18 protein-coding genes are annotated in these 22,961 nt (G+C 77.1%); 5 read left to right on the top strand and 13 right to left on the bottom strand.

Annotated features, from left to right (window positions below):
- Positions 1–26: 26 nt before the first annotated feature.
- Positions 27–719 (bottom strand): M48 family metallopeptidase, encoded by a 693-nt coding sequence (locus ACFY07_RS07040; protein WP_390867747.1) that lies wholly within the window; start codon positions 717–719, stop codon positions 27–29.
- A gap of 199 nt (positions 720–918) precedes the next feature.
- On the opposite strand from ACFY07_RS07040, the gene ACFY07_RS07035 reads away from it, so the two are divergent.
- Positions 919–2,127, top strand: coding sequence for a ThiF family adenylyltransferase (locus ACFY07_RS07035; protein WP_390867746.1), 1,209 nt, complete (start codon positions 919–921; stop codon positions 2,125–2,127).
- A 152-nt stretch (positions 2,128–2,279) separates the two neighbouring features.
- Positions 2,280–3,623 (top strand): AarF/ABC1/UbiB kinase family protein, encoded by a 1,344-nt coding sequence (locus ACFY07_RS07030; protein WP_230650354.1) that lies wholly within the window; start codon positions 2,280–2,282, stop codon positions 3,621–3,623.
- Positions 3,624–3,782: 159 nt separating this feature from the next.
- On the opposite strand, the gene ACFY07_RS07025 is transcribed toward ACFY07_RS07030, so the two are convergent.
- The 4 genes from ACFY07_RS07025 to ACFY07_RS07010 all read right to left on the bottom strand — a co-directional run bounded on the left by ACFY07_RS07025 (position 3,783) and on the right by ACFY07_RS07010 (position 7,546).
- The gene (locus ACFY07_RS07025) at positions 3,783–4,157 is read right to left on the bottom strand and encodes a hypothetical protein (RefSeq protein ID WP_390867745.1); all 375 of its coding nucleotides are present in this window, start codon (positions 4,155–4,157) and stop codon (positions 3,783–3,785) included.
- Positions 4,154–4,522: a WhiB family transcriptional regulator gene (locus ACFY07_RS07020; protein WP_374228131.1), complete on the bottom strand. Its 369-nt coding sequence runs from the start codon at positions 4,520–4,522 to the stop codon at positions 4,154–4,156. Before ACFY07_RS07020 ends, ACFY07_RS07025 begins: the two co-directional genes overlap by 4 nt.
- A gap of 133 nt (positions 4,523–4,655) precedes the next feature.
- A complete protein-coding gene (locus tag ACFY07_RS07015; RefSeq protein WP_390867744.1) occupies positions 4,656–5,078 on the bottom strand; it encodes a hypothetical protein in 423 nt (140 codons plus the stop codon).
- Positions 5,079–5,263: 185 nt separating this feature from the next.
- Positions 5,264–7,546 (bottom strand): ATP-dependent DNA helicase UvrD2, encoded by a 2,283-nt coding sequence (locus ACFY07_RS07010; RefSeq protein ID WP_390867743.1) that lies wholly within the window; start codon positions 7,544–7,546, stop codon positions 5,264–5,266.
- A 233-nt stretch (positions 7,547–7,779) separates the two neighbouring features.
- Here ACFY07_RS07010 and ACFY07_RS07005 point away from each other — a divergent pair, with 233 nt between their 5' ends.
- A complete protein-coding gene (locus tag ACFY07_RS07005; RefSeq protein ID WP_230650340.1) occupies positions 7,780–8,016 on the top strand; it encodes a mycoredoxin in 237 nt (78 codons plus the stop codon).
- A 153-nt stretch (positions 8,017–8,169) separates the two neighbouring features.
- Here the strand turns inward: ACFY07_RS07005 and ACFY07_RS07000 are convergent, their stop codons facing one another.
- Positions 8,170–8,988: a GntR family transcriptional regulator gene (locus ACFY07_RS07000; protein ID WP_390867742.1), complete on the bottom strand. Its 819-nt coding sequence runs from the start codon at positions 8,986–8,988 to the stop codon at positions 8,170–8,172.
- Positions 8,989–9,158: 170 nt separating this feature from the next.
- Between ACFY07_RS07000 and ACFY07_RS06995 the strand changes: the two genes are divergently transcribed.
- Complete coding sequence (locus ACFY07_RS06995; RefSeq protein ID WP_390867741.1) at positions 9,159–9,593, top strand: ATP-binding protein; 435 nt, start codon at positions 9,159–9,161, stop codon at positions 9,591–9,593.
- 260 nt (positions 9,594–9,853) lie between these two features.
- Here ACFY07_RS06995 and nudC read toward each other — a convergent pair whose 3' ends face one another.
- From nudC to ACFY07_RS06970, 5 genes are all read right to left on the bottom strand, one after another.
- Positions 9,854–10,813 carry an NAD(+) diphosphatase gene (gene nudC, locus ACFY07_RS06990; RefSeq protein ID WP_390867740.1) on the bottom strand — a complete coding sequence of 320 codons (960 nt, stop codon included), beginning with the start codon at positions 10,811–10,813 and terminating at the stop codon, positions 9,854–9,856.
- The gene (locus tag ACFY07_RS06985) at positions 10,810–12,255 is read right to left on the bottom strand and encodes a M20/M25/M40 family metallo-hydrolase (RefSeq protein WP_390867738.1); all 1,446 of its coding nucleotides are present in this window, start codon (positions 12,253–12,255) and stop codon (positions 10,810–10,812) included. Before ACFY07_RS06985 ends, nudC begins: the two co-directional genes overlap by 4 nt.
- Positions 12,256–12,368: 113 nt before the next feature.
- Positions 12,369–15,173: an FtsX-like permease family protein gene (locus tag ACFY07_RS06980; protein WP_390867737.1), complete on the bottom strand. Its 2,805-nt coding sequence runs from the start codon at positions 15,171–15,173 to the stop codon at positions 12,369–12,371.
- Complete coding sequence (locus tag ACFY07_RS06975; protein ID WP_390867736.1) at positions 15,170–15,940, bottom strand: ABC transporter ATP-binding protein; 771 nt, start codon at positions 15,938–15,940, stop codon at positions 15,170–15,172. Before ACFY07_RS06975 ends, ACFY07_RS06980 begins: the two co-directional genes overlap by 4 nt.
- A gap of 42 nt (positions 15,941–15,982) precedes the next feature.
- Positions 15,983–16,630: a PadR family transcriptional regulator gene (locus ACFY07_RS06970; protein WP_390867735.1), complete on the bottom strand. Its 648-nt coding sequence runs from the start codon at positions 16,628–16,630 to the stop codon at positions 15,983–15,985.
- Between the two features lie 93 nt (positions 16,631–16,723).
- On the opposite strand from ACFY07_RS06970, the gene ACFY07_RS06965 reads away from it, so the two are divergent.
- Positions 16,724–18,136, top strand: coding sequence for an endonuclease/exonuclease/phosphatase family protein (locus tag ACFY07_RS06965; RefSeq protein WP_390867734.1), 1,413 nt, complete (start codon positions 16,724–16,726; stop codon positions 18,134–18,136).
- A 151-nt stretch (positions 18,137–18,287) separates the two neighbouring features.
- Here the strand turns inward: ACFY07_RS06965 and ACFY07_RS06960 are convergent, their stop codons facing one another.
- Together ACFY07_RS06960 and ACFY07_RS06955 are read right to left on the bottom strand one after the other, a co-directional pair.
- Positions 18,288–19,448, bottom strand: a complete 1,161-nt coding sequence (locus tag ACFY07_RS06960) for a PP2C family protein-serine/threonine phosphatase (RefSeq protein ID WP_390867909.1) — start codon at positions 19,446–19,448, stop codon at positions 18,288–18,290.
- Positions 19,449–19,591: 143 nt separating this feature from the next.
- Complete coding sequence (locus tag ACFY07_RS06955; protein WP_390867733.1) at positions 19,592–22,861, bottom strand: UvrD-helicase domain-containing protein; 3,270 nt, start codon at positions 22,859–22,861, stop codon at positions 19,592–19,594.
- Positions 22,862–22,961 lie beyond the last annotated feature (100 nt).

Below are 22,961 nucleotides of genomic sequence, written 5' to 3'. Positions count from 1 at the left end.
CGGTGTGAGGCTGCGGCGCGGTCCGGTCAGACGCACTCCTCGTGCGGGACGGCGGCCGGCTCCCCCGCGCCGGGGGCGGCGGGACCGGTCCCGGCGCCGCCTCCCGGCGGGTGCGGGAGCCGTGCGGCGGCGACCACCCCCTCCAGGTAGCCGCGGGCCCGCTCGGTGCGCGGGTACGCCTCCAGCAGGGCCCAGAAGCGGGGACCGTGGTCGGACACCAGCAGGTGGGCCAGCTCGTGCAGCAGGACGTAGTCGACGACGTACTCGGGCATGCCCTGCAGCCGGTGGGAGAGCCGGATGGACCGCTCGGCCGGGGTGCACGACCCCCAGCGGGTGTTCTGGTTGGTGACCCAGCGGACCCGGGCGGGCACGGCCCGCCCGCCGAGGTACCGGTCGGACAGCTCGCGGGCGCGGGCGGCCAGGGCCTCGTCGCCGAGGGTGCGGCGGCTCTCCTGGGCGGCGAGCTTGTCCAGCATCAGGGCGACCCAGCGCTTCTCCTCGGCCGCGGACATCCGGGCGGGGATGAGCACGACCGTCCGGTCGCCCTCGCGGTAGGCGGAGACGGTGCGACGGCGGCGGGCGCTGCGGCGCACCTCGACGTCCCGCCCGTCGGCCTCGCGCGGGGCCGTACCCTGCGCGCCGGGGTCGGAGGGCCGCGCCGGTCCGTCGGGGGCAGGCCGACGCGGCACCGCGGAAGAGGGGTCCCTTTCGGCTGCCACGGCGACGACGTTACCCGGTGGGTATGACAGAAGTCCCCCGCCCCGGCCGGATTCCGTGCCGGAGGCAGGCGGAGGTTGTCCACAGGGCGTCCGCCGACTGCGCGAAGACGATCGGATGATCTCCGGGGCCTGTGGACGACCGGCTTCCGCTCCGGACCGCCCCCGCAGCATGCTGCGGGAGTGGCGAAAGGAGGGGCGGATGTCCCGACCCGTGACCGAGACCCTGACCGAGCGCGTGCGCAGGCCCGTGACCGCGGCCGGACCCGCAGCCGGACCTGCGGCCGAGCCCGTGGCCGGACGCACGGCCGAGCCCGCCGCCGGACCTGCGGCCGAGCCCGTGGCCCGGCCCGTGCTCAAGGGGGCGCTGCCCCGCGTCTGGCGGGACCGCGACGTGCTGCAGTTCGGAGCCGTGGCCGAGCGGGCGGTCGTGCTCGACGGCGTCGGGCCGGCCGTGAGCGCCTTCCTGGACCTGGTCGACGGCAGCAGGGGGACCGAGGAGCTGGCTGCGGAGGGCGAGCGGCTGGGCGTCGGCGCGGGGCCGGCCCGGGAGTTCCTGGCGTCGCTGGCCGGCGCGGGCCTGCTGGACGACGCGGGGGCGCAGCAGCCCCTCGCCCCGCTGCCCGCCGCGCAGCGCGGCCGGCTCGCCCCGGACATGGCCTCCCTCTCCCTGGTGCACCCGGAGCCCGGGGCGGCGCCCGCGCTGCTGGCCGCCCGGAGCCGGGCCTTCGTGCAGGTGCGCGGCGCGGGCCGGGTGGGCGTCGCGGCGGCGGCGCTGCTGGCGGCCGCGGGCGTCGGCAGGGTCGACGTGGTGGACGGCGGGCGGGTGTCCGCCGGCGACTGCTCTCCCGCGGGGGTGCCGCCGGAGGACGTCGGCCGGCTGCGCACCACCGCGGCCCGGGAGGCGCTGCACCGCGCGGTGGGGCGGGGCGTCCGGGCGGCGCCCGCGGACGGCTCGCGGCCGGACCTGGTGGTGCTGGCGCCCCGCGACTGCGCCGCCGGGCTCGCGACGGACCCGGTGCAGGGCCGTGAGCTGATGCGGGCGGGGGTCCCCCACCTGTGGACGGGCGTGACGGAGCACCTGGGCCTGGTGGGGCCGCTGGTGCTGCCGGGGGCGTCCGCGTGCGCCGGGTGCACCGCCCTGCACCGGGGCGACCGGGACCCCGCCTGGGCCCGGCTGGTGGCGCAGCTCTGCTCGGACGGTCCCGCCCGGGCCCGCACGCCGGCCTGCGACACCGCCCTGGCGGCCGCCGTCGCCGGGCTCGCGGCGCTGCACGTGCTGATGCTGCTGGACGGACTGCGGCCGCCCAGCGTGGACGGGGTGATGGAGCTGTCGGCGGCGGACGGCATGGCGCGGCGCCTGCGGACGGACCTCCACCCCGCGTGCGGGTGCTCGTGGTACGGCGGTTAGCGGCGGGCGGGGGCGGGCTGCGCGGCGGGCCGGGGAGGGCGGCGCGGCGGGCGGGGTCGGGCGGGGACCGGGGGGGCAGCGGGCACAATGGCGGGGGGACCGCCCCCCGCGACCGCGTGGGAGCAGGGCGGACGTGTGCCAGGGAGGCCAGTGTGAGCGATCTTCCACGCAAGGCAGTGACCCGGACCGCGAAGCTCGCGGCACTGCCGCTGGGGATAGCGGGTCGCGCCACGCTGGGCCTGGGGAAGCGGATCGGCGGCCGGCCCGCCGACGTCGTCGCCGCCGAGCTCCAGCAGCGCACCGCCGAGCAGCTCTTCAAGGTGCTGGGCGAGCTCAAGGGCGGCGCGATGAAGTTCGGGCAGGTGCTGTCGGTGTTCGAGGCGGCCCTGCCGGAGGAGGTGGCGGGCCCCTACCGGGCGGCGCTGACCAGACTGCAGGACGCGGCCCCGCCGATGCCCTCGGCCACCGTGCACGCGGTGCTGGCGGAGCGGCTGGGACCGGGCTGGCGCGACGACTTCCTGGAGTTCGACGACCGGCCCGCGGCGGCCGCATCGATCGGCCAGGTGCACCGGGGCGTGTGGCGGGACGGCCGGCAGGTGGCCGTGAAGGTGCAGTACCCGGGGGCCGGGGAGGCGCTGCTCGCCGACCTCAACCAGCTGGCCCGGGTGGCGCGGCTGGTCGGACCGCTGGTCCCGGGGCTGGACATCAAGCCCCTGATCACGGCGCTGCGCGAGCGGGTGGCGGAGGAGCTGGACTACGCCCTGGAGGCGGAGGCGCAGCGGGCGCACGCGCGGGAGTTCGCCGACGACCCGGACATCCTGGTGCCGGACGTGGTCTCCCAGGCGGACCAGGTGCTGGTGACGGAGTGGATGGACGGGGTGCCGCTGGCGGAGGTCATCGCCCGCGGCAGCCAGGAGGAGCGCGACCGGGCCGGGGAGCTGCTGGTGCGGTTCCTGTTCGCCGGGCCGGCCCGCACCGGGCTCCTGCACGCCGACACCCACCCCGGCAACTTCCGGCTGGTCAAGGGCGACGGCCCGGCCGGGACCTGGCGGCTGGGCGTCATGGACTTCGGCACGGTGGACCGGCTGCCCGACGGGCTGCCCCTGCCCATCGGCACGGCGCTGCGGCTGGCACTGGCCGACGAGGCGGGCGCGGTGCTGGAGATGCTGCGCCGGGAGGGCTTCGTCCGGCCGACGATCGAGCTCGACCCGGAGGCCGTGCTGGACTACCTGCGGCCGATGATCGAGCCGGCCGCCACGGACCGCTTCACCTTCACCCGGAGCTGGATGCGGACCCAGGCGGCGCGGATCGCGGACCCGCGCTCGCCGGCGTACGACCTCGGCAAGCAGCTCAACCTGCCGCCGTCGTACCTGCTGATCCACCGGGTGACGCTGTCCACGGTCGGCGTCCTGTGCCAGCTGGGTGCGGAGGCGCCGTTCCGGGAGGAGCTCATGGAGTGGCTGCCCGGTTTCGCCGGGGACGAGGGCCTGGGCTGAGCCCGGACGCCGTGCGGCCCGCCAGGCGGCTGGGATGCCTGGCGGGCCGCGGTGCGGTGCGGTGCACGTCGGTCGTGCGGTGCAGTGCGGTGGAGTGCGGTGGCGCGGTGCGGTGCACGTCGGTGGTGCGGTCCGCGGGATGCGCCCCCTCTCGGCCTCCTACTGCATGAGGGCGACGGCGAGAGCCCGGCGGGCGCGCAGGCCGGCGCGCTCGGCACGCCGCTTCATCCGGCGGGCGTCGACGAACTGCCGGACGAGGCGTTCGTGCTCCGCCTCCCGGTGCATGTGTTGCATATGGGCACGGGCCATGGCTTCGTGCATGAGATGCATGTCTCGGGTCCTGTTCTGGAGTGTCAGTTCGGAGGTCTGCTCGGGGCGGACGGCGGGGTCGGCGATCGGGGTCATCGTGGGGTCCTGCTCGCGGTACGGGGAGTCGGGGAGTCGGGGATCGGCCTTGGCGGCGGCGATGCGGACGGAGATCCGCAGGACGTCGGCGGGGCTGACGTCGGCCGGGCGGACGGCGGTGGCGGTCACGCGGCGACCTCGGTCTTGCGCGGACGGCCCCGCGGCCGCTTGCGGGCCACGACCACACCCTGGACGAAGAGCTCCCCGCCCCAGACGCCCCAGGGCTCACGGCGCTCCAGCGCGCCCTGGAGGCAGGCCGCCTTCACCGGGCAGGTGGCGCAGAGGGTCTTGGCGTACTCCACGTCCGCCGGGGTCTCGGCGAAGAAGACCTCGGGGTCGTAGGAGCGGCAGGGGATCGTCTCACCGAGGGCGTCGGCCTCGGCGAGGGCGGTGATCTGCATCAGGGAAACCTCCGGGGGGCCGGCCTTGTCGGCCGGGGTGATCGGCTCTGTCGTCGGTACGGACGGGGGGTGCGGTGTGGTGACCGTGGACACGTGTGCGTCTTCCTCGTCTGGTGTTGTCGTTCCGGCCTTGTGGGCCGGTGGGGCGGTGGTACCGGACAAACAGAAGGGCCGCGGATCCCGGTGACGGGTTCCGCGGCCCTGGAGGCGCCGACCTGATGCTGGATCAGGTTCGCTCTCTCCAGGGTGCTCGGCCGCGGAAGGCCTTCGCCGAACGGGCGGCATCGGCCGCAAAATCGGCCGCTGCCTGGTGGATCCGGTGGTCCTGCTGGTTGTCGGCACCGAGGGTGTGGACGCGGCCGTACAGGTCGGCCGCTGCCACTGCCTTCGGTGCCTGGATCGGTCGCTCGCTGCGCTCCACGACGACGGGGGTCCAGCCACGGGTGAGACCGGTGGCGGCAGGCATGCCCGCACCGGACAGACCGGTGCCGTACATGCCGGTGCCGGACAGTCCGGTCCCGCGGAGGGCGGGAACGCCTGCAGCCAGGACGACGCAGCCGCGCAGACGCGCGGCGGCGGAGACGCCCTTGGCGGCGAGGACGGTCTCGCCCGTCAGTTTGATCGTCGTGATCGTCTTCGTGGTCTCCACGGTCTCCGCCTCCTCTCGGCGTCTCACGGGCTCCGGTCCCCCGGCTCCCGACTGGCTGGCATGGTCGGTCGTGCGTGTGGTGCGTGTTGTGCGTGTGCAGGCGTGAGGGGCGGGTTCCGCATGGTGTGCGGCTACGCCCCCCGGCTGCCTCGGCAGGCTATTGCGCCCGGGTCGGGACGCGCAAACTATTTTTCGGGCGAGTCCTCGGGAAGGTCGCCGGCGCCGTCCCCGGGGGCCTCCGGGGGGTCGTCCGGCAGCCGTCCGTCCGGGGCACCGCCCGGCTCCTCCCCCGCGCAGAGCGCCAGCACGTCGGCGCCGTACTTCTCCAGCTTGGAGGGGCCCACCCCCGGGATCCCGGCGAGCGCGCGCTCGCTGCCCGGGGGGTCCTCCGCGATGGCCGTCAGGGTGGCGTCGGTGAAGACCACGTAGGCGGGGACCCCCTGGCTGCGGGCCTGCACGCTGCGCCACTCCCGCAGCCGCTCGAAGAGCGCCTCGTCCATCGAGGAGGGGCAGTCCTCGCAGCGGCGCAGCTTGCGCTCCACCGCCTCGGTCAGCGTCCGGCCGCAGACCCGGCACTTCACCGGCCCGCGGTTGCGGCGCGCGGCGCGCTCGCCGGCCTCCGCGCCCCCCGGGGCGCCCCGGCCGCCGCGCCCGCCGGCGCGGGAACCGGATCCGGGCCGCAGGCCGTCCAGGAAGCGGGTGGGGATGCGGCCGGCCCGGCCGCCCGGGGAGCGGGCGAGGGCCCAGGAGAGGGAGAGGTGTTCGCGGGCCCGGGTGACGCCGACGTAGAGGAGCCGCCGCTCCTCCTCGATCTGCTCGTCGGTCTTGGCGTAGGTGATCGGCATCATGCCCTCGGTGAGGCCGACGAGGAAGACGGCGTCCCACTCCAGGCCCTTGGCGGCGTGCAGCGAGGCAAGGGTGACGCCCTCCACGGCGGGGGCGTGCTGGGCGTTGGCCCGGGCGTCGAGCTCCGCGACGTACGCGCCCAGGTCCGCGGGCAGCCCCGCGCCGCGCTGCGCCGCCTCGAACTCCTCCGCCAGCCGCACCAGGGCGGCCAGCGACTCCCAGCGCTCGCGGACCGCACCCGAGCCGCCGGGCGGCTCGGGGGTGAACCCGCGGGTGGCCAGGACGGCGCGCACCTGGGCGGCGAGGTCCGGCCCGTCCACCGCGAGGGTGTCGGCACCGGCCCGGGCGGCGCCGCGCAGCAGCATGCCCGCCTCGCGGATCTCGGGCCGCTCGAAGAACCGCTCGGCCCCCTTGAGCTGGTAGGGCAGGCCGAGGTCGGCCAGCGCCTGCTCGTAGACCTCCGACTGGCCGTTGGTGCGGAAGAGCACCGCGATCTCGCTGGCCCGCACGCCGCGCGCCAGCAGCTCCCGGATGCGGTGCGCGGTGCCCTCGGCCTCCGCGGGCTCGTCGGCGTACTCGGCGTAGACCGGCTCGGGCCCGGCGTCGCGCTGGGAGACGAGCTCCAGCCGGTGGCGGGCCGCCTCGCCGCGGGCCTGGGCGAGGAGGCCGTTGGCGAGGTGGACGACCTGGGGGGTGGACCGGTAGTCGCGCACCAGCTTCACCACGGTGGCGTCCGGGTGCCGGGTGCGGAAGCCCAGGAGGTAGTCGGGGGTGGCGCCGGTGAAGGAGTAGATGGTCTGGCTGGCGTCGCCGACCACGCAGAGGCTGGAGCCGGGGCCGACCCACTGGTCGAGCAGCCGCTGCTGGAGCGGGGAGACGTCCTGGTACTCGTCCACGGTGAAGTGCTGGTACTGGGCCCTGACCTGCTCGGCGATCTCCGGCCGGTCCTCCAGGACGGCGGCGGTGAGCAGCAGCACGTCCTCGAAGTCGATGACGCCGCGGTCGCGCTTGAGCTGCTCGTAGAGGCCGTACACCCGGGAGACCTCGGCCGGGTCGCGGGGCGCGTCGCGGCCCGCCTTGGCGACGGCGGCCGCGTAGTCCTCCGGGACGATCTGGGTGACCTTGCACCACTCGATCTCGCCGGTGAGGTCGCGCAGCTCGGTGCGCTGCACCCGCAGCCCGCAGCGGCCGGCGGCCTCGGCGACGAGCTGGACCTTGCGCTCCATGAGCCGGGGCACCTCGCCGCCCACGGCGCGCGGCCAGAAGTACTGGAGCTGGCGCAGCGCCGCGGAGTGGAAGGTGCGGGCCTGCACGCCGTCGGCGCCCAGCTGGCGCAGGCGGCCGCGCATCTCGCCGGCGGCGCGGGCGGTGAAGGTGACGGCGAGCACCTGCTGCGGCCGGTAGACGCCGCTGCGCACGCCGTAGGCGATGCGGTGGGTGATGGCGCGGGTCTTGCCGGTGCCCGCGCCCGCGAGCACGCAGACGGGCCCGTGCAGCGCCGTGGCGACCGCGCGCTGCTCGGGGTCGAGGCCGGCGAGGACCGCGTCGGCGTCGGCCGGGGCGCCGGGGGCGGCGGCGTGCGGTGCGCGGGAGTCGTCCGGGACCGGGAGCTGTGCCTGCATGGGCCCATCCTCTCAAGTCCGGCGGACAGCCCGCTCCGGGTTGTCCACAGGCGCGGTGTGTTCGTACGACCGGAACCCGTGCGGCGGGCGGCGGGGGCGGGGGCGGGGGCGGCCGGAGGGGGGGGTGCCCGCGGGGGCGGGCGGAATGTTCCGGGCGGGCGGGTCGTTGCACCCGCCGACGGCGCGCTCCCGAGTACGCCGCGCACACCCCACGAGCGAAGGAGTCCACCGCGATGTCCGTCACCATGTACAGCACCACCTGGTGCGGCTACTGCCGCCGACTCAAGGGCCAGATGGACCGCGAGGGCATCGCGTACACCGAGGTCAACATCGAGCAGGACCCGGCGTCGGCCCAGTTCGTGGAGTCCGTCAACAACGGCAACCAGACCGTGCCGACGGTGCTCTTCGCGGACGGCACCGCACTGACCAACCCCTCGCTGGCCCAGGTGAAGGCCAAGCTGGGCGTCTGACCCCGCACGCCCGGGGCGCCGGCCCGCGACCGTCCACCGGTCGCGGGCCGGCGGTTTTCGCACGGCCGCACACGCCCGCACGCCCGCACGCCCGCGGGCGCACCCGGACCGGCCCGGACCGGACGACGGGCGCACCCCTGCGGCGGACGGCCCTCAGCGCTGCGCGGAGGCCCGGACCGGACGGGCGTCCCGGGCGGCGAGGTCGCCGAGGCCGTACCGCAGCCGGCTGCGGTCGGCCGAGTAGCGGGTCTCGATCACCCGCACCGGTCCGCGCACGTCGTAGGTCGCCCGGGTCTGCACCATGAGCGGCACGCCCGGCCCGGCCTGGAACCACTGCGACTCCTCCGGCCCCGGCATCCGGGCGGTGACGTGGTCCACGGCGCCGATCTCGGTGCGGCCGATGCCGGCGAGCACCTTCTCGTCCCCGCCGTCGACCGGGTCGGGGTCCATCAGCGGGGTGCCCGCGGCGAGCCCGGCCGGGAAGTGGCTCTCCTCGATGGACCACGGCTCGCTGTCCATGAAGCGGAGCACGCGGCGGAGCACGACGGCCTCTCCGGGCCGCAGCCCGAGCCGGTCGGCGATGTCGGTGCGGGCCCGTACGATCAGCATCTCGAAGTCCGCCGTCAACATGCGGCCCGCGGCCTGCGCCTCTTCCGTGTACACCTCGGAGGGCGCCGCCAGGATGTCACGGGGCTGCGGTTCGGACGGGGAGCGGTATGCGTGGTGGTCCAGGACCGAGTGGTCCTTCAGGAATGTGCCCTTGCCCTGCACGCGGATGAGCAGACCCTCGTTGACCAGCACGTCCACGGCCAGCCGGACGGTGTTGCGGGCGACTCCGTACTGCGTCTCGAGTTCGGCCTCGACGGGCAGCGCCGCCCCGCCCTGCCACTCGCCGGCGGCGATCCGGCGGCGCAGGTCCGCGGCGAGGCGCTGGTATTTGGGCGCTTGTCCTGGGCCTCGGGAGATGTTCACCCGATGAATGTAGCGATTCCGGTTGCACCCATTCCAGGAAATCAGCCAACATAAGTCAAGACTGGAACCATTAGATTGATTCCAATGACTTGCCATCGGGGGCGGAATTCATGCCCGTACACATCAACGCGCACGGAGCCGGAAGGCAACGGGCCTGCCTTGGAGCAGCCATGAACGATCGGGGTGCATGGGCCACGACGGCCACTTTCCCGCCCCACCCACGGAACGTCGCCCGCAGCAGGCTGCTGACCAGGACCGCCCTGGCCGCCTGGGGCGCGCAGCAGCTGTCCGACAGCGCCGAGATGGTGGTCTCCGAGCTGGTCACCAACGCCGTGCGCTACGGCTGCGGCCCGGTGTCGCTGGCCCTGGTCCTCACCGCGGAGGCGCTGCAGATCTCGGTGTCGGACGGCGGCCCGGCGCTGCCCGCGCCCAGGGACGCCCGCGCCGACGAGCCGGGCGGCCGGGGCCTGCAGATCGTGGAGACCCTCTGCGACGGCTGGCAGGTGACCTCCCGGCTGACGGGCAAGACCGTCACCTGCTGGCTCGACGGCGACCGCGCCGCCGAGCCGCGCCCCGGACCGGCCGGACGGCACCGGCGGCCGTAGCCGTCCGGGGCCCGCGGGAGCGGACGCGGCCGGACCGGGCCCGCCCCGCAGGACGCCGGGTGCACCCGATCGGGTGCACCCGGCGCTGGGGGCGTGCGCCCGGCGCCGGGGGCGCGGAACCGGCGCCCGGGGCGCGGAGCGTGCCGAGTGCAGGCCGGGCCGGCGCGGGACGGGCCGGTGCGGGACGGCCGCCGGCCCCGGCGCCCGGGACACCGGCGTCCCGGGCGCCGCACGCCGGTCCGCCGGTGCCCGGAGCACCGCTACCAGCGCGCCGCCGCCGGGATCGGCTCGCCGTACCAGCGCTCGATCAGGTGCCGTGCGATCGAGATGCCGGACGGCGGCAGCATCTCGCCGGACTCCCACCCCGCCCGCAGCTCCTCCCGGCTGACCCACCGGGCCTCGGAGAGCTCCTCGCCGTCCACGGTGATCGCGGTGCCGTCGGAGTGCGCCCGGGCGGTGAAGCCGAGCATCAGGCTGGACGGGAACGGCCACGGCTGGCTGGCGACGTACTCGACCTCCGCCACCCGCACGCCCGCCTCCTCGGCGACCTCCCGCACCACGGCCTGCTCCAGCGACTCCCCCGGCTCGACGAAGCCGGCCAGCGTCGACCAGCGCCCCTCGGGCCAGAGCGTCTGGCGCCCCAGCAGGCAGCGGTCCTGGTCGTCGGTGACCAGCATGATCACCGCGGGGTCGGTGCGCGGGTAGTGCTCGGCCGCGCAGGAGGTGCAGCGGCGGACGTGCCCCGCGCCCGCCTTGCGGGTCGGGTGCCCGCACCGCGAGCAGAAGGAGTGCAGCCGGTGCCAGTTCTCCAGCGCCACCGCGTGGACCAGCAGCCCCGCGTCGCGGTCGGAGAGCAGGCCGCCCACCTCGCGCAGGCCCGCCGGCCGGGCGTCGCCGTCCAGCCGGCCCGGCAGCGACTCGCCCGCCAGGGAGAAGTACGAGACCCCGTCCTCGTCGGTGCCGAGGAAGTAGCGGTCGCCCTCGTCCGGTGCCTCGAAGGAGGGGACCAGGACCAGTTCGGTGCCGCGCTCGGTGTCGACGACGAACGCCTCGCCGCCCGAGATCGGCAGCACCCGGGTGCTGGGGTGGCTCCAGGCGGCGGCGAGCCAGGGCTCGTCGAAGCGGCGGTGCGCGGCCCGGTCCACGCCGGCCCGGGAGAGGGCGAGCGCGAGGGGGGCCGGTACCGCCTGCTCCCCGGGGCCGGGCGCCGCGGTGCTCATCGGGCGTCCTCCCCCGGGGTCCAGGTCTCGGCCAGGTCGCCCCAGAGGTAGGCGGAGGTCTCCACGCCCTTGAGGAGCAGGTCCAGCTCGACCTTCTCGTTCACCGAGTGCCAGCCGTCGGAGGGCACCGAGATGCCGAGGAAGAGGACGGGGGCGCCGAGGACGTCCTGCAGGTCGGCGGCGGGTCCGGAGCCGCCCTCGCGGGTGAACCTGACCTCCTTGCCGAAGGACCGGCCCATCGACCGCACCACGGACTGCAGGGCGGGGTGGTCCAGCGGGGTGAGGCAGGGGCGGGTCGCGCCGGGGAAGGTGATCTCGTGCCGGATGCCGTCGGGCAGCTGCGCGGCGACCCAGGCGCGGACCGCCTCGCGGACCTTCTCCACCTCCTGCCCGGCCACCAGCCGGAAGGAGAGCTTGAGGTGCGCGGAGGACGGGACGACGGTCTTGCCGCCGGGGCCGGTGTACCCGCCCCAGATGCCGTTGACCTCGGCCGTCGGCCGGGCCCAGATGCGCTCCAGGGTGGTGTACCCGGCCTCGCCGAGCACGCCGTGGGAGCGGGCCGTGCCCAGCCACCGCTCCTCGTCGAAGGGCAGCTCGGCGAAGAGCTCGCGCTCCCGGTCGGTCAGCTCCACCACGCCGTCGTAGAAGCCGGGGACGGCCACCCGACGGTCGGCGTCGTGCAGGGCGGCGGCCAGCCGGGCGGCCTCGGTGGCCGGGTTGGGCACGGCGCCGCCGAAGGACCCGGAGTGGATGTCCTGGTCCGGCCCGTACAGGTCGACCTGGCAGTCCGCGAGGCCGCGCATGCCGGTGCAGACGGTGGGGGTGTCCTCGGCCCACATCCCGGTGTCGGAGACGATCACCGCGTCGCAGGCCAGCCGGTCGGCGCGGCGGCGCACCAGGTCCGCGAAGTTCGGGGAGCCGGACTCCTCCTCGCCCTCGATCAGCAGCTTGAGGTTGACCGCGGGGGCGGTGCGGCCGGTCGCGGCCAGGTGGGCGCGCACGCCCAGGGTGTGGAAGAAGACCTGGCCCTTGTCGTCGGCGGCGCCGCGGGCGTACATCCGGCCGTCGGCGACGACCGGCTCGAACGGGTCGGTGGCCCAGCCGTCCTCGCGGGCGGCGGGCTGGACGTCGTGGTGGCCGTAGACCAGCACGGTCGGGGCGTCCGGGTCCCCGGAGGGCCACTCCGCGTACACCGCCGGCAGGCCTCCGCCCGCGGCGCCCGGCTCCTCGGCCCCGGCGCCGGTCTCCCAGACCTCCGCGACCGGGAAGCCGGTCGCGCGCAGCCGCTCCGCCAGCCACTCGGCGGACCGGCGCACCTCGCCGGCCCGGGCGGGGTCGGCGGAGACCGAGGGGATGCGCAGCCAGGCGGCGAGGTCGTCGAGGAAGGCGGCGCGGTGCTGGTCGATGTGGGCGCGGACGGCGCTGTCCGGGGTTTTCGTCATGGAGACGACTTTAGTTCGCCCGGGGCGGGGCGTGCCGCCGGCCGCCGGCCCGCGGGGTCCGGCCCCGGACGTGTGATGCGTCACGCCCGGGGCCGGCGGCGGTGCGGCGGTGCTCAGCCGGCGCGCCTGACCAGGGCGATCCGGGAGCGGGAGAGCAGCGCGGCGAGCAGGGCCGCGACCGCGGGCAGGACGGCCACCGTGGCGGCCAGCTGCCACCAGGGGAAGACGATCGAGACCGTGCCCAGGGAGCCCATCGCCGCCTGCTCGACCTTGCGCAGCGCCACGGCGGGCACCACGCCGCAGACCGTTCCCAGCAGCGCGCCCATCGCGGCGACCACCCCGCACTGGAGGCCGGAGAGGGTCCGGCGGATGCGGGGGGCGGCGCCGACGGCCGCCAGGGTCGCCAGGTCCTGCTGGGAGTCGGCCGCGGCGAGGCCGGTGGCGATGCCGGCGGCGCCCAGGGCGACCAGCCCCGCGAAGAGCGTCAGGCCGAGGGTGGTGAGGGTGCCGCTGGAGCGGTACCCCCGCTCGACGTCGACCGAGGCGTCGGGCGTGATCGGCGCCACCGCGGCGTAGGCCCGCTGCGCGTCCGCCTCCGGGGGGGCGGCGGCCGGCTGCCACACCGAGCCCGCCTCGGCGAGGCGCAGACCGGCCCGGCGCGCGGCGGCGGGCGGGAGCAGGGCCTCGGCCGTGTACACGGACGGGGTCCGCACGATCGCGGGGAGCCGCACCTCGCGCTCCTGGGGCGGCTCCTCCGGCCCGGCGGCCTTGGCCGGGCCGGAGAAGGTGGTGATGTGGAGGGTGACGTACCCGTCCTTGACGTAGCGGGCGTCGAAGACGACGACGCTGCCGGCGGCGAGTGCCCGCTCCGCGGCGGGGTCGTGGACGCCGAAGAGGGTGCGGAGCACCGCCGCGTCTCCGGCGGGGGCGCCGTCGAAGCGGCTGCCCCAGGAGAAGCGGTCAAGCCGGCAGCGCGGGTCGTCGCGCCGGAGGCGGGCGGACTCGGCCTCCGAGAACCGGCCCGGCCTCTGCAGCGGGCACTCGCGCTCGGGCGGCAGGACGAGGGAGGGGGCGACGCAGCCGCCGCCCGGCGGGCACTCCGCCGGGTAGGCGCTGTAGACGTCGGCGCGCGGTCCGAGCCCGGCGACGGCCCGCTCCACGGCGGCGCGGGCCCGGTGCAGGGCCGCCCCGTGGTCGGCACGGGCGGGGATGCCGGTGAGGGTGACCGACCCGGCGGGGGCGGAGGCCGCGTAGTGGCGACGGGCGTCCGCGTCCTGGCTGGTGGTGTAGACGCCGACCGCGACGGAGCCGGCCACGGCGGCCATCACCGCGGCGACGGCGGGGGCGGTGCGTCCGCGGTGGCGCACCGCGTCGCGCAGGGCGAGGCGGGGCGCGAGCGGCAGGTGGCGGCCCAGCCTGCCGAAGAGGCCGACGAGGAAGGGGGTGCAGGCCACCATGCCCAGCTCGGCCAGGGCGGAGCCGCCGACCACGGCGGGGGCGCCCCGTCCCGCGGCGGCGCCGAGGACGGCGAGGGCGGCGCCGCCGGCCACGGCGAGGAGGCCCGCCGCCGCGAGCCGCCGGGACGGGGGCTTGACGGTGCCGCGTCCGGTGAGCGCCGCGACGACGTCCTGCCGGGACGCCTGGACGGCGGGGACGACCGCCGCGAGCACGCCGGTGGCCAGGCCGAGGGCGGCGACGGCGAGGAGGTCGAGCGGGTGCAGGTCGACGTGGCCGAAGCGCCGCCCCGCGGTCTCCTCCAGCCAGGGGCGGGCGGCAGCCACGGCCGCGACGGCCAGGGCCGTGCCCGCGACCGCGCCCGCGGCGCCCAGCACCACGCCGCCGCCGAGGACGACGCCCCGGACATGGGAGCGGTCGCCGCCGCCCGCGGCCAGCAGGCCGAGCTGGCGGCGGGAGCGGCGGGCGCCGACGGCGAAGGCGGGCCCGGCGAGCAGGACGACCTCCAGCAGGGCCATGCCGGCGACGGTGACGGCGGAGGCCAGCATGACGGGGTCGGTCGTCCCTGCGTCGCCCCGCTGCCGCACCAGGCGGTGGTAGGGCACCGCGGAGCGCGGCGGCGGGTCCAGGACGACCTGCCGGGAGGTGACCTGGAAGCCGTACCGGTTGGCCTCCACGACCTTCGCCCAGGGGAATCCGGCGCCGCCGGGGACCTTGACCAGCCAGCTGACGCCGTCGGACGGGGCGCTCCCCTTCGGGCCGCCGTCGGCGCGGGCGAGCGGGGCGGCCAGGGTGCCGGGCCTGCCGATCAGCTCGGAGTTCCCGAGCGCGCCGGGGTACTCCACGGCGGCGGTGATCGTCAGGGGGCGGGGGAGGCCGCGGACGGTGGTGGTGTCGCCCAGGTGCAGGCCGGAGTCGTCCAGGAACCTGCGGGTGGCGGCGACCTCCCCGGGGGCGGCGGGGACGCGGCCGCCGACCACGTTCACGACGCCGTGCCAGACCGGGTCCGCCAGGTCCATCTCGGCGGTGCCGACGCGGGCCAGGCCGTGGGCGGTGGAGGCGACGGCCTGGGGGCCGCCGAGCTGCGGGACGACGGTGCTGCCGGCCGGGACCAGCCGCCGGACCAGCACGGCGGGGTCGGTGGCGGCGGACGTCCGCTCCTCCGGGGTGCGCCGGTGCTCCTTCCCGTCGACGCCCAGGGGGAAGGTGCCGTCCTGCGGGTCGGGCAGCTGCACCATCGCCTGGCCCTGCTGCCAGAGGATGATCTCGGCGTCGGCGGAGCCCATCTGACGGGTGATCCGCTCCTCCGGGTCGAGGCGGCCGCTCTGGTAGACGATGTCGGCGCCGGCGACGCCCAGCACGGGCAGGGCGATCATGGCGGCGACCAGGGCGCTGCGGCCCTTGGCGCGGAGGGCGTCGCGGCGGGCGATGCGCAGGGCGACCCGCCAGGCGGCGGGCCTCACCGGCCCACCGGGCCGCTGCCGTCGCGGGCCGTACCCGCGAGCAGGGACTCGGCGGGGGCCGCGCCGGCCTCGTCCACCACGCTGCCGTCGCGCAGGAAGACGACCCGGTCCGCCCAGGCGGCGTGGCGGGCCTCGTGGGTCACCATCATCGCGGCGGCGCCGGCGTCGCAGCGGGCCCGCAGCACGGCGAGCACCGCCTCGCCGGTGGTGGAGTCGAGGGCGCCGGTGGGCTCGTCGGCGAGGACGAGGCGGCGGTCGCCGATGAGGGCGCGGGCGATGGCGACCCGCTGCTGCTGGCCGCCGGACATCTCGTCGGGGAAGCGGTCGGCCAGGTCGGCCAGGCCGAGCTCCTCGAGGGCGGCCAGCGCCTCGCGGCGCGCGGCGCGGGCGGAGGCGCCGTCGAGCTCACGGGGCAGGGAGATGTTCTCCGCCGCCGTGAGCGCCGGTATCAGGTTGTAGTCCTGGAAGACGTAGCCGACGGCGCGGCGGCGCACCGCCGCCAGACGCTTGCGGGAGAGGTCGCCGAGGGGCCGCCCCTCGACGAGGACCCGGCCCGAGGTGGGCGTGTCCAGGCCGCCGGCGAGGGTGAGCAGGGTGGACTTGCCGGATCCGGACGGGCCCATCACGGCGACCAGTTCGCCCGGGTGCACCTCCAGGTCCACGCCGCGCAGGGCGTGGACCTCGGCGGCGCCGCGTCCGTGGACGCGTGAGACGTCCTCCAGCCTGAGGACCGGCGCTGCGGCGCCGGACCCGGTGTTGCCTGTCATGTTCCCCCCTGGGGGTCGTTCGCGGAATCGGGTGCGACGGCGTCAGGCCCGCCGGGGCCTGGTCCCCCGCCGTCGGAAGGAGCCGTGGGGCTCCGGTTCGGGCTCCGGCCCGGGCTCCGCCCGCGGGCCGGTCGCGGCGGGCGCGGCAGCGGCGGGGGGCCGGTGGCGGGCGAGCCGGCTCTCGCAGTGGTCGAGCCAGCGCACCTCCGCCTCCGTGCGGAAGATCATCTGGTCGAGGACCAGCAGCCAGGCGAGGCCCCCGTCGGAGTCGGCCGCGCCCTCGGCCATGGCCCGGGCCTTGAGCCGGGTGCAGTCCTGCAGGGCGCGGATGCTGTGCCGGCGCTGGGCCTGCACCACCTCGCGGACGTCCACGCCGGGGACGGTGACGGCCATGGCGAGCTTGATGGCCAGTTCGTCGCGGGGCGGGTCGTCCCGGCTCACGGGGGAGCCGAACCAGGAGCGCAGTTCGGCGCGTCCCTTCTCGGTGACGGCGTAGAAGACGTGGCCCTCGTCGTCCTCCCCGGAGGGCTCGACGAGTCCGTCGCGCTCCAGCCGGCCGAGGGTGGTGTAGACCTGGCCGACGTTCAGCGGCCAGGTCGCCCCGGTGCAGGCCTCGAACTCGCTGCGCAGCTGGTAGCCGTAGCGCGGCCCCTGGTCCAGGAGGGCGAGCAGCCCGTGACGGATCGACATACCGAGTATGTATACCCGGTATGCAGGGCGCGTTCAACCGCGGTCCGCGCGGGACCCGGCCGGGGCACGCCGGCGGCGCGGTACCGTCGCGGGGTGGACCGGCTGCGCATCGCGACCTTCAACCTGCTGCACGGGCAGCCCCTGGCCCGGGACGGGGCCCCGCTGCCCTTCCCCCCGGACCCGGCCGACCCGGCGGCGGCCGCCGCGGGGCTGGCCGAGGCGGTGGCCTCGCTGGACGCCGACGTCCTCGCCCTGCAGGAGGTCGACCGCCACCAGCCCCGGTCCGGACTCGTCGACCAGGCGGCCGTCGCGGCGGAGGCGATGGGAGCCGCAGACTGGCGGTTCGCGGCCGCCCTGCACGGCCGGCCGGCACCGGTCTCCGGCTGGGTGCGGGACCCCTCGGCGACGGGCTTCCGGGTGTACGGGCCCGGGCAGGCCGGCAGCGGCGGCGACCTCCCGTCGTACGGGACGGCGCTGCTGACCCGGCTCCCCGTGCACCACTGGCGGGCCCGGCGCTTCCCGCCCGCACCGTTCGGGCTGCCGCTGCGGGTGGCCGGGCGCCGCGGGCTGACCCGGGTGCCCGACGAACCGCGGGCGGCGCTGGCGGCCGTCCTGGAGGGGCGGCGGGGGCCGTTCACCGTCGTGGCCGCGCACCTGTCGTTCGTCCCCGGCTGGAACGTCGCCCAGCTCGCCGGCATCCGCCGCTGGATCTCCGACCTGCCGGCGCCCTACCTGCTGCTGGGGGACTTCAACCTGGTCGGGGCGGTGCCGCGGACGGTCCTGGGCGGGGCGGCCGTGGTGGACGGCGTGGCCGTGGCCGCGCCGCGCCTGCGCGGGCGGCGGCCGGCGCCGGCCGGGGCGCAGGCACCGGCGGCACGGCGGCCCGCCGGGGCCCCCGGGCCGACGACCTCACCTGTGCCCCCACCCGTACCCGTGCCGGCGGCCGTGCCCCTGCCCGCGCCGGTGCCCGCGCCGGGAGCCGCCTCCCCGCGGACGGCCCGGCTGCGCGGGGCGGGGGGCCCGGAGGGGCAGCGGGGCCTGCGCCGCCTGCGGGTCCTGTACGGGCAGCGCGCGCCGCGCGGAGGGGCCGCGGGGGAACCGCGGGGCCCGCACGGGACGCCGGACGCGGCCGGGGCGCGCCCCGCGGGCGGCGGACCGGGAGCGGCCCGGGAGGGCGTCCCGGCCGCCCTGCGCGGCATGCCCGCGCAGGGCGGCGTGCCGGTGCAGGGGGGTCCGGGCGGCCCGCGGGAGGCCCGCCGGGCCGGACTGCGGCGGGTGTCCCGCGAACGGTTCCGCCGCCGCCGGGCGGCGCGCAGCCGGGCCCGGGAGCGGCTGCAGGGGTGGCGCGACCTGGCCCGGACGCCGACCTACCCCTCGCACCGGCCGGCCGTGCAGTTCGACCACGTGCTGGCGGTGGGGGTCCTCCCGGCCTCCGTGGGCGCGGCGGAGAGCCCCCGCACCCCGATCTCCGACCACCGGCCGCTGGTGGTCGAGGTCGACCTCTGAGCCGGGGCGCGGGCCGGGCCCTCCTCCCGGGCCGGCCGGGGCCGACCGGGACCGGCCGAAGGGGGCCGTCCGGCCGGCACCGGCCGCGGCCGCCCCGACCGCCCGGGAGCCGACCGCCCGGGAGCCGACCGCCCGGGGCCGGGCCGCCGGGTCAGCCGCGCTGCGGCACGTGCCCGTTGGGCCGGGGGAGCTGCTCCGGGACGACCACCGGCTCGTACTGCAGCAGCAGCATCGCCGCGTCGTCGCCGAGCTGGCGGCCGACGTGGCGGACCACGTCCTCGTGCACCCGGTCCAGGACCTCGCCGGGCCCGCCGGTCCGGGCGCAGCCGGGCAGGCGGTCGAGCAGCGGGTAGAAGCGGCCCCGGCCGTCGCGCGCCTCGATCACGCCGTCGGTGTAGAGCAGCACCCGGTCGCCCGGCAGGAACGCGGTGCACCGCACCGGCGGCCGCACCGACTCCGGCGGCAGCACGCCGAGCGGCGGCACCGGGGAGAGCGGCTCCAGCAGCCGGACCGGCTCGCCGCCGCGGAGCAGCACCGGCGCGGGGTGGCCGCAGTTGACGATCTCGGCGATCCCGTCGGGGCGGACCCCGATCATCACGAGCGTCACGAACTCCTCCCCCAGCCGGTCGTGGCCGTTCTCCCGCAGCGAGCGGTCGAGGCTGTCGGCCAGCCACCCGGCCACCCGGTCCAGGGCCTGCTCCTGGTGGGCGGCCTCGCGGAAGGCCCCGAGCACGGCGGCGGCGGTCTCCACCGCGCCCAGCCCCTTGCCGCGCACGTCGCCGACGACGGCCCGCACGCCGTGCCGGGTGTTGACCACCTCGTAGAGGTCGCCGCCGATGCGGGCGTGGGCGGCCGCGGCCGCGTAGTGGACGGCGGCCCGCACGCTGCCGACCCGGTCGGGGATGGAGCGCAGCAGCACCCGCTGGGCGATCTCGGCGACCAGCCGGGCGTCGGCGAGGGCCCGCTCCTGGCGCATGCGCAGCACGGCGCTGATCCAGCCGATCACGGTGACCAGGACGACCGCGAGGACGCTGGCGGTGTGGACGGACTCGGTGAGCACGCCGTTGTAGGCGGCCATGCCGAAGGCGCACACCACGGTGACGCCGCCGACGAGCAGGGGGTACCAGGTGCGGCGGCAGACCACGGCGGCCAGCGCCGGCGCGGAGGTGAGGGCGGGCTCGACGGTGACCTCGGACTTGCTGGTCAGGTCGAGGGCGACGATCATCACCAGGGCGAGGAAGGGCAGCGCCAGGGCTGTGCGGGACCAGCCCCCGGCGAGCAGCTGCTTGAGGCGGCGGAGCCGCCCGGTCACGCTCAACGTCGGATTCTCCAGCGGGAAGCGCCCTTGTGGCGGTGACTGAGGGTTAAGCGCAGGGCCTGGCAGGCGGCCGGGGAACGGGGTGACCGGTTACCGACCCCACAATAGGCGCGAAAAGTGCAAGCCGCACAGGTTTTTCACGTACCCGTGACGACTTGGGTGCTCTCCGTGACCCATTCCTCACTGTTCCCGGTCAGGATGCGTTCCAATGCTGTTCGATCGGGGAGATCTGACAGGTATTCGACCCGGCCGCTGCGCACGTGCAGGAACGCGGCCGTGACCTGCTCCGGCGGCAGGCCCTGCTGCTCGGCCCAGGCGAGCCGGTACACCGCCAGCTGGAGCGGGTCGGCGTCCTCCCGCCGGCCGGTCTTCCAGTCCACCACCTCGAAGCGGGGGGCGCCCGGTGACGTTCCGTCGCCGCCCTCGCACCGGTACACCGCGTCGATCCGGCCGCGCACCACCCGCCCCGCCAGCACCAGCTGGAACGGCGCCTCCACCCGGTGCGGGGTACGGTGGGCGTACGGGGTGCGCAGGAAGGCCTCCTTGAGGCGGGCCAGGTCGCGCTCGTCCTCGATGCCGTCGTCGTCCTCGCCGGGCAGCTCGTCCGGCCCCACCAGCATCAGCGGCTCGAAGCGCGACTCCACCCAGGCGTGGAAGCGGGTGCCACGGCGGGCCGCGGGCTGCGGCGGCCGCGGCATCGGACGGGCCAGGTCGCGGGCGAAGCCGTCCGGGTCGGCGGCCAGCCGCATCAGCTGGGAGGCGGAGAGCGACGGCGGCACGGGGACGTCCCGCACCGCGCGCCGCGACCGCTCCAGCTCGCCGAGGAGGGCCGCCAGGTCGCGGTCCCAGGACTCCACCAGGCGCCGCTCCTCCGGGGTGGGCGGGGCGGGCGGCACCGCGGGCGGGTGCCCGTCCAGCCGCGCCAGCACCGTGCGGGCGGCCAGCCGGCGCGCGTGCATCGCCGCCGGGTCGAGCGGCAGCGGCCAGGGGGTCTGCTCCGCGGCCCCCAGCGCGGGGTTCTCCTCGTCCTCGCCGGGCGGCTCGGCCCAGGCCTCGACCTCGCCGAGGCCGCCGGGCCGCTCGCAGTGGTCGCGCAGCTGCAGCAGGAAGTCCGAGGGGCCGGCGGGCCGGCGGCGGGACGCCCCCCACCAGTGGCCGGAGGCGAGGAGCAGGCCGCGGGGGCGGGTGAACGCGACGTAGCCCAGGCGCAGCTCCTCCGTCGCGGCCTGCTCCTTCATCAGGGCGGCGAACCCCTTCATGCCGCGGGCGGTCCACTCCGGCGCGGGCGGCAGGGTGTCCGCGTCGCCGCGCAGGGCGTGCGGGAGCACGTGGCGGCGGGCGGTCCAGCGCTCGCGCGCCTTCGTGCTGGGGAACGCGCCCTGCACCAGGCCCGGGACGGCCACGACGTCCCACTCCAGGCCCTTGGCCTTGTGGGCGGTGAGCACCTTCACCGTGTCGTCGCCGCCGGGCAGGGTGCCGTCCAGGCCCCGGTCGTACTCCTGCGCCGCCCGCAGGAAGGCGAGGAACGCGCCGAGGGAGGGGTCCCCGTCGAGGTCGGCGAAGGAGGCCGCGACGTCGAGGAAGGCGTGCAGGGTCTCCCGGCGGCGGGCCGCCAGGGCGTGCGGGGAGGCGGCCAGCTCCACGTCGAGGCCGGTCGCGGCGAGCACCCGGTGCAGCACGTCCATCAGCGGCTCGGCGAGGGAGCGGCGCAGGTCGCGGATCTCCCGGGCGAGGCGCGCGAAGCGCACCCGCGCCTCCGGCGAGAACGGCAGCTCGTCCTCCCCGTCGACGCCGCCCGGGTGCAGGAAGGTCTCCAGGGCGTCGGCGAGCGAGACCACCTCGGTGGGGTCGGCCTCGGCGACCGCGTCCGCCAACCGGTCGGCGGGGTCGCCGCCGCGGTCCACCCGGACCAGGTCGCGGGCGCGGCGGCCGAGGAGCGCCAGGTCGCGCGGGCCGATCCGCCAGCGCGGGCCGACCAGCAGCCGCACCAGGGCGGCGTTGGCCGTGGGGTCCTGCAGCACCTCGCAGGTCGCCACCAGGTCGGCGACCTCGGGCAGGTGCAGCAGCCCGGAGAGGCCCACGACCTCGACGGGCACGTCACGGGCCGTCAGCGCCGCGTGGACGTCGGGGAAGGCGGCGCCGCCGCGGCAGAGCACCGCGATCCGGCCGGGCGCGGTGCCGGTGCGGACCAGGTGGGCGATGGAGTCGGCGAGCCACTCCACCTCCTCGGCGTGGGTGGGCAGCAGCGCGCACCGCACGAAGCCGTCGTGCTCGGCGCCGGGCGCCGGGCGGAGCGCCTCCACGCCCTCGTGCATGGCGCGCAGCGGCTCGGCGAGGCGGTTGGCGAAGTCCAGCAGGCGGCCGCCGCTGCGGCGGTTCTCGCTGAGCGAGTACCGGGCGGCGGGCCGCCCGTCGGCGTGCGGGAAGTGCTCGGGGAACTCGTCCAGGTTCGCCACCGAGGCGCCGCGCCAGCCGTAGATGGCCTGGCAGGGGTCGCCGACGGCGGTGACCGGGTGCCCGCCCGGGTGTTCCGGGCCGCGGCCGAAGAGGCCGGCCAGGAGCAGCCGCTGGGCGACGGAGGTGTCCTGGTACTCGTCCAGCAGCACCACCCGGTACTGGTCGCGCAGCAGCCGCCCGACCTCGGGGCGGGTCTGGGCGAGGGTCGCCGCGGCGGCGATCTGGTCGCCGAAGTCCATCAGCCCGGCGGCCTGCTTGCGGCGCCGGTACTCCTCCACCAGCCCCAGCAGCTCCAGCCGGCCGCGGGCCGCCTCCGGGACCCTGCGCAGCTCCTCGTTGGTGAGCCTCGCCGCGGCCAGGGCGTCGAGCAGCTCCCGGTCGTGGTCACGGAGCCGTTCGGGCGTGACGAGGTGCTCGGCCAGCTCGCCGTCGAGCGCGAGGAGCTCGGCGACGAGGGAGGAGACGGTGCCGGTGAGCGCCCGGTAGGGGCCGCGGGCCGATCCCAGCACCCGGGCGGCGAGCTGGAAGCGGGTGGCGTCGGCGAGGAGCCGCACGTCGGGCTCGATGCCGATCCGCAGGCCGTGCTCCTTGAGGAGACGGCCCGCGAAGGCGTGGTAGGTGGAGATCTCGGGGTCGCCGGGGGCGTCCCCCTCGTCGGCGGGCTCGGCGGTGGAGACCCCGGCGCGGGCCAGGGCCGTCCGCACGCGCTCGGACAGCTCGCCCGCGGCCTTGTTGGTGAAGGTGAGGCCCAGCACCTGCTCGGGCCGCACCAGGCCCCGGCCCACCAGCCAGACCACCCGGGCCGCCATCACCGTCGTCTTGCCCGACCCCGCCCCGGCCACGACCACGGCCGGGGCGGTGGGGGCGGTGATCGCCGCCACCTGCTGGTCGGTGAAGGGGATGCCGAGGAGCTCCTTGAGCTGCTCGGGGCTGGTGATGGCGGCGGACACCCGCACTACGGTAACCGGCGCCGCCGACAGCGCCGCCCGCCGCCCGGCCGGGCGGCGGGACGGTCGCCCGGACGAGCGGCCGGACGAGCGGCCGGCGGCG

The sequence above is a fragment of the Streptomyces sp. NPDC001380 genome (assembly GCF_042895785.1).
Taxonomy (GTDB): Bacteria; Actinomycetota; Actinomycetes; order Streptomycetales; family Streptomycetaceae; genus Peterkaempfera.
Note: the sequence above shows the minus strand (reverse complement) of the source record. Positions and strands in the feature narration are given on the sequence as shown.